Below are 5224 nucleotides of genomic sequence, written 5' to 3'. Positions count from 1 at the left end.
TAAATTGAGCAATCTCTTCTACACCTGCTTTTAGTACTGATTCAGATGTAGGGAAGGACTGTAAAGTTCTTAATGAAATCTCAGCGTATAAATCACCAAAAACTCCTTTATACTCAGGGAAAACTTGATCTAATACAGCTTGAAATTGTAGCTTTGTTTGAACCATAATTCCCGTCATATTTTCGTGTTGCCTTGTCAGATGCCGAAGGTTTAAAAGCTGAATACCACGCTTTTTCTGAGGCTCTAAATCCTCTTTGTAATACAGTTCACCTAAGTGATAGGCATCAATGGCATCTGTTTTAGTTTTTCGTAAGTTAGAGCTTTTTGCTCGATAAGATACCAGTGGATTTACGATTATGACAATGTACTCTCTTGCCTCTAAAAACTGTACAACTGGGGCATGATAGTGACCTGTCGCTTCTAAAACAATAGGTGGTTTCATCCCTGTTTGATTCTCTATATCTAATAAATAAGAGTGTAACTCTTCCAATCCTTCCACCGTATGGTCCACTTTCACACTGCTTTTATAGGGCATTTTTTTATCCAAGAACATTTGAACCTGACTTTCACCTTTTGCGACATCCAGACCAACTACTGGATTCATAGTTTATCTCCTCCTCATGTAGTGTATTGACCGGTAGCCTCTATCTAGCTTGTTATTCATATCTTCGCTTGTTATACGAGATCGTAATGTCCCAACCAGCCTAATCATGTGTTAACAAGTAGAGGGCGAACAGTTTAGTTGTCGGGATTAAGTCCCACGGGTGCTTCCGTTCTACCCCGGCTACTATCAATCTATAAATTGAATAAAAAATAGTCAACCAGATTCTAAAATGTACCCTATAGAGTAGACACTTAAAAAAGGTCTGCTCTATAGGGTACTCTTATGTATAATGAAAAAAATGAGGAATCGGAGAACATTTAAATGTCAAAAAAACACTTTACTGAGACAGAAATGGAAATGCTATCTAATAATCGATATGTTAAATCCTTAAGTTCAAAGGGTGTTACATATACAGACGAATTTAAGAGACTTGCCTATAATGTGTCCAGTAGAATGACATTAGATTTAGCTACAAATACATTAGTAAAGTTAATGAAGAAAAAACGAGTAAAGTTTGCAGAAGGAGCTTTTATTCACTCTGATCAAGGAGTGCATTATACAAGTCCAACCTTTCAGAAACACGTAAGAAAACTGGGACTTAGACAATCAATGTCAAGAAGAGGAAACTGTTGGGATAACGCTCCCCAAGAGTCTTTCTTTGGTCACTTCAAAGATGAAGCCTTTATAAAGCGGTGTAATACGCTTGAAGAACTTAAAAGAGAAATCAAAAATTATATGACGTACTATAACAATTTCAGGTACCAATGGAACTTAAAGAAGATGACTCCTGTACAATACAGAAATAATCTTCTCCATGTGGCATGACCTTTTTCAAAAATGTCCTTTACAAAGGGTACAATTTATTCTCTGGCTGACCTTATAATACGAACGGGGTGCTTTAGTAGAAGATCTTGGAGCTGTTCAGACAGCCTTAGAACAAGTAAAGTGCTATCACCTATTATTTTGATATACATTATTAAATAAATGTTTTATTTTTAGCTAATTGGGAATTATAATATCAAGCTTAAAAGGAGGGTTAAATATGTTTAGTCTACTTTGGTTTCTTATTATAGGCGGTCTTCTTGGATGGGTAGCGAGCTTAATTATAGGTAGGGACATCCCAGGAGGAATTATTGGTAATATTATAGCGGGTATTATTGGAGCATGGATAGGTGGAAAATTATTAGGTGAATGGGGACCAACAATAAGTGATTTCTATATTTTCCCAGCATTGATCGGTTCTATTATATTAATTTTTATAGCGAGTTTCATTATGAAATTGATGCATAAGGATTGATTAAGACCTGGGCAATTTGCTCAGGTTTATTTTTTGAATACAATGTAAGGTTTGGTATAAAACTAAGAACAATATTCCATAACTTATAGCTGCTAGGTAATCTCCTAATATAGCGTTTTGACCTGTTATATGTATCAGATGGGAACCCAAGAATTTTTACTTAATTTAATAATTTTTAGATACCTCTATATAAAAATTATTGAATTAAGTAAAAGCCGACTCTAAAAAATGATGATCGGCTTTTCACTTAAAATATTTACTAAAATTTTATTTTTGTTATTGTTCAGACATTAATTGTGTTTTAAACTGAGTGATTACCTCTTGGGAAGCAGGAGCTGCAGGTTTATAGTGCCCCTTTTGGAGAGCATAGCTATATACAGTTCTTTGACGGGACTCATCCTGATTTCTCATTTGTATCAAAGTTTGTCTTAGTTCTAAATTATTTGTTTGAGCTATCTTATTCGCATATCCTGTTAAGCTTGCGTTTAATCCTGCAAGGTAGTCATTAACCATTTCTTTATCTTGAAACATAGAATTCCTCCTAATTTAGAAAAGACATTAATTCTTGTTTAGATTGTTTAGCTGCTTGTGCATCTCTTTCAAAAATTGTTTTTAACTCCGAATCTGCACAATTTTGTGCATAAAATTCTAATTTTTTTGCTATAGTTCCATGTGCACCTATCAAGCTTCGTAAGTGCTCCACTTCAAGTTCAGTTAAATTATGATTCATAGATAAACCTTCTTTCATTTTTAAAATGCCCATTTAGTTATAAATACATAGTAGTTGGAGCGCATGTCCAAAATAGCTACTAACAATAAAAAATTAGAAGTGAAAAATTATTATTTTTGAATTGTATTAGTGGGGAGAATTCATTAAAGTAAAAAGGGCAATCTAAATTAGAGTGCCCAAAATTAAGATTAGCTTTCTGGATAGTCTAGATGTAATGGAGGAAGAACAAGCCAACCTTTTTCTTTATTAAGTCGCAATAGTTTTGCGCCAATTTGAGCTTTGGCCAAATGAAATTGTCCATACATCAAAGCTACATCTTCTCTAGTACATGTTCCCATAGCTTGACTGCATGCAACCAAGCCTGCAGCAGTATCCATTGAAAGTGCAGCGCTAATTTCTGGGTCATTAAATTTTGCTCCAGCAGGGATAGCTTCTATTCTTGCATTTGGACGTTCAGGAGGCGCAGGTGGAAGAGCGATACCATTTACTTTTAATAGCTTTTCTAATTGCTTATTTGCCTCTTTCATCATTTGGATACATTCTTCAATGATCTTCGCTAAATCTTTGTCACCAGTGTGATTAAAAAATGTTTGATACCCAGCAATTAATCCATTATTTACTGCAAGGGTCGTCCATATAGTGAACACTTCACCATAATGTAAAGGTTCTTTTTGGGGGGTTCCACTTAGTATTCCCATAATTGCACTTCCTATCTAATTTTAGAATTTTTCTAACAGCTTTAAGGTTGTGTTGTAAATCCGAAATTTATTCAAATAATAAACAAGGAGGATAACCAATAAACGTAAAAAGAAACTGAATCTTCATAGATAATCCTACCCTTAGAGCAAAAACGTGTACCAAAAGTTATAAAAAATAGAAAAATTACTACTTTGCCACTTTTCTTAAACTAAAGTTATTTCCTACTTTTATTAGGCGATTGTGAAAAGCTCTCAAAAGCAAATAACTTTTATTTTACCTATCTATTGAATGTAAAGTGATTTGAGAGATAATGCCGTGAAGTGAAAAGAAGTTTGGCTGAAAGAGGGGAGAACCAACTGGAAACGGAACACATCGAATCACGTCTGTCTCGTATTATATAACTTAAAAAAGCCTTGATAGATAATAAGTGTATATGTAGTAAGACCCTTGTATTTTTATATAAAATGTAACGACTTGTTGATTACTATATAGTCCTCATTGGATTTATAGGGTTATTTCTTTATAGTTTGCCTATCCATGTACGTTTAAAATGATATCAGAGCTAATGTAAGGAAAACTATTTTGGCTGAAAGATAATTTATAGAATAGAATAGATTATTGATGCATATGAAAGGTCCAATAATACATATTTATAATAGATATAAAAATAGTAAATTAAACGTTAAAAATGTTTGTATGAAATAGGGTGCTTATATTGGGTAGTGATTTTTTAGGAGGTAATTCTAAGAAAATGACTTTCGGTAAATTTAAGGGAAAACCAGTTGCTTGGGTTTTTTAAATCATCCTGAATATTTTCAATGGATGAATGATAACAATATGCAAAATAAAAAAATTATCAATTTATGTTAGGGCTGAAGGAAAAACTAAATGAAATGCCATTTAGTTCAGCAATGTGTTGTTCCTGTAAAAATACAGCTACAAGCACTCTATAAAGGTCAATTTAATGGGGGTATTGGTTCTGCGGTTCTTCCAAAGGGGCGAATGTTTCCTCCTATTTCAACTGCTCCAAGACCAAGTGAATACGGTTATTAACCATTAATACTTTTTTCTATTTCGTCATAAATAAACGCATATACAACATCTACTCTCCTCATATCTAACACCTCTTGCTATGGACTAATAAATATTATTAAAAATTTTCTACTTCAACAAAGCTTTGGAAGTTTGATCAAACTTTATTATCCACACGTAAGTTGGTTGGAGTACGATATGGAAGAAATCAGCTATATGTTGAATAGGGAAGGCATTAAACCTTACATAATTGCTGGAAATTACCGCTTCCGATACATAGAAGCAGCACGCACCATGTATACTTAGGAGAAATTTTATATAGTATCTATTTGTGTCATTTTCCAATCACGTTAGAAGAAGGAGAATAATGTTCTCCTTTATATAATTTCATTAATTGCTTGTTTTCCTCTTCCAAATTTGATTTTTTCTTTTTAGGATGCAATAAGTGTATCCTTGTTACTTTTGTTCATTTCTCGCTGTACTTGTTTCGGGCACTTGTCGTGAGTTCTTAGTTTATTCTCGAACGGATGTCTTTGTCGTTATAAAGCGTTGCTTTTGATACATCAGTTTCTCTGGATACGAATCTTTTCACGCTACATTGGAAAAAGAAGAGGTTTTAGTTATTAACTCATTTTTGGACTAACCTAAAATTATAAGACAACATAAAACACCTTCGAACATGGTACACTGAAAATCAGTACTTAAATCGGGGGTGTTTTTGCATGGGCAAAAACCTATATTCAAGAGAAGTAAAATGGGCAGTTGTACAAGAAAAATTAAGTGGTCAATTAACAACGAAAGAAATTATGGAGAAATATGAAATCAAAAATAAATCGCAAGTAGAAACTTGGATGCGTTGGTA

The 5224-nt window shown here is 33.5% G+C and carries 6 protein-coding genes and 1 pseudogene; 3 read left to right on the top strand and 4 right to left on the bottom strand.

All coding sequences use genetic code 11. The annotated features are described in order from the left end of the window. Nucleotides 1-604, bottom strand: a 604-nt coding sequence (locus tag ACQKMD_RS21690; protein ID WP_427754625.1) for an IS110 family transposase, incomplete at its 3' end; no start/stop codon positions are given. A 429-nt stretch (nt 605-1033) separates the two neighbouring features. Here ACQKMD_RS21690 and ACQKMD_RS21685 point away from each other — a divergent pair. Both ACQKMD_RS21685 and ACQKMD_RS21680 read left to right on the top strand, forming a co-directional pair. Then, nucleotides 1034-1429 (top strand): annotated as a pseudogene (locus ACQKMD_RS21685) (IS3 family transposase); the annotation flags it as partial. Between the two features lie 217 nt (nt 1430-1646). Next, nucleotides 1647-1901, top strand: a complete 255-nt coding sequence (locus tag ACQKMD_RS21680) for a GlsB/YeaQ/YmgE family stress response membrane protein (protein ID WP_427754623.1) — start codon at nt 1647-1649, stop codon at nt 1899-1901. A gap of 276 nt (nt 1902-2177) precedes the next feature. Here ACQKMD_RS21680 and ACQKMD_RS21675 read toward each other — a convergent pair whose 3' ends face one another. From ACQKMD_RS21675 to ACQKMD_RS21665, 3 genes are all read right to left on the bottom strand, one after another. Beyond that, a complete protein-coding gene (locus ACQKMD_RS21675) occupies nt 2178-2432 on the bottom strand; it encodes a spore coat protein (protein WP_427754622.1) in 255 nt (84 codons plus the stop codon). A 10-nt stretch (nt 2433-2442) separates the two neighbouring features. After that, nucleotides 2443-2631 (bottom strand): hypothetical protein, encoded by a 189-nt coding sequence (locus tag ACQKMD_RS21670; RefSeq protein WP_427754620.1) that lies wholly within the window; start codon nt 2629-2631, stop codon nt 2443-2445. Between the two features lie 188 nt (nt 2632-2819). Next, nucleotides 2820-3329, bottom strand: a complete 510-nt coding sequence (locus tag ACQKMD_RS21665) for a DUF3231 family protein (RefSeq protein ID WP_427754618.1) — start codon at nt 3327-3329, stop codon at nt 2820-2822. Between the two features lie 889 nt (nt 3330-4218). On the opposite strand from ACQKMD_RS21665, the gene ACQKMD_RS21660 reads away from it, so the two are divergent. Further along, on the top strand, nt 4219-4383 hold the full coding sequence (locus ACQKMD_RS21660) for a hypothetical protein (protein WP_427754617.1): 165 nt from the start codon (nt 4219-4221) through the stop codon (nt 4381-4383). The last annotated feature ends 841 nt before the right edge of the window (nt 4384-5224 follow it).

Source organism: Viridibacillus sp. NPDC096237 (assembly GCF_050278625.1).
Lineage (GTDB): Bacteria > Bacillota > Bacilli > Bacillales_A > Planococcaceae > Viridibacillus.
The sequence above is the reverse complement of the archived record's forward strand: the minus strand, read 5'-3'. Positions and strand labels throughout refer to the sequence as shown.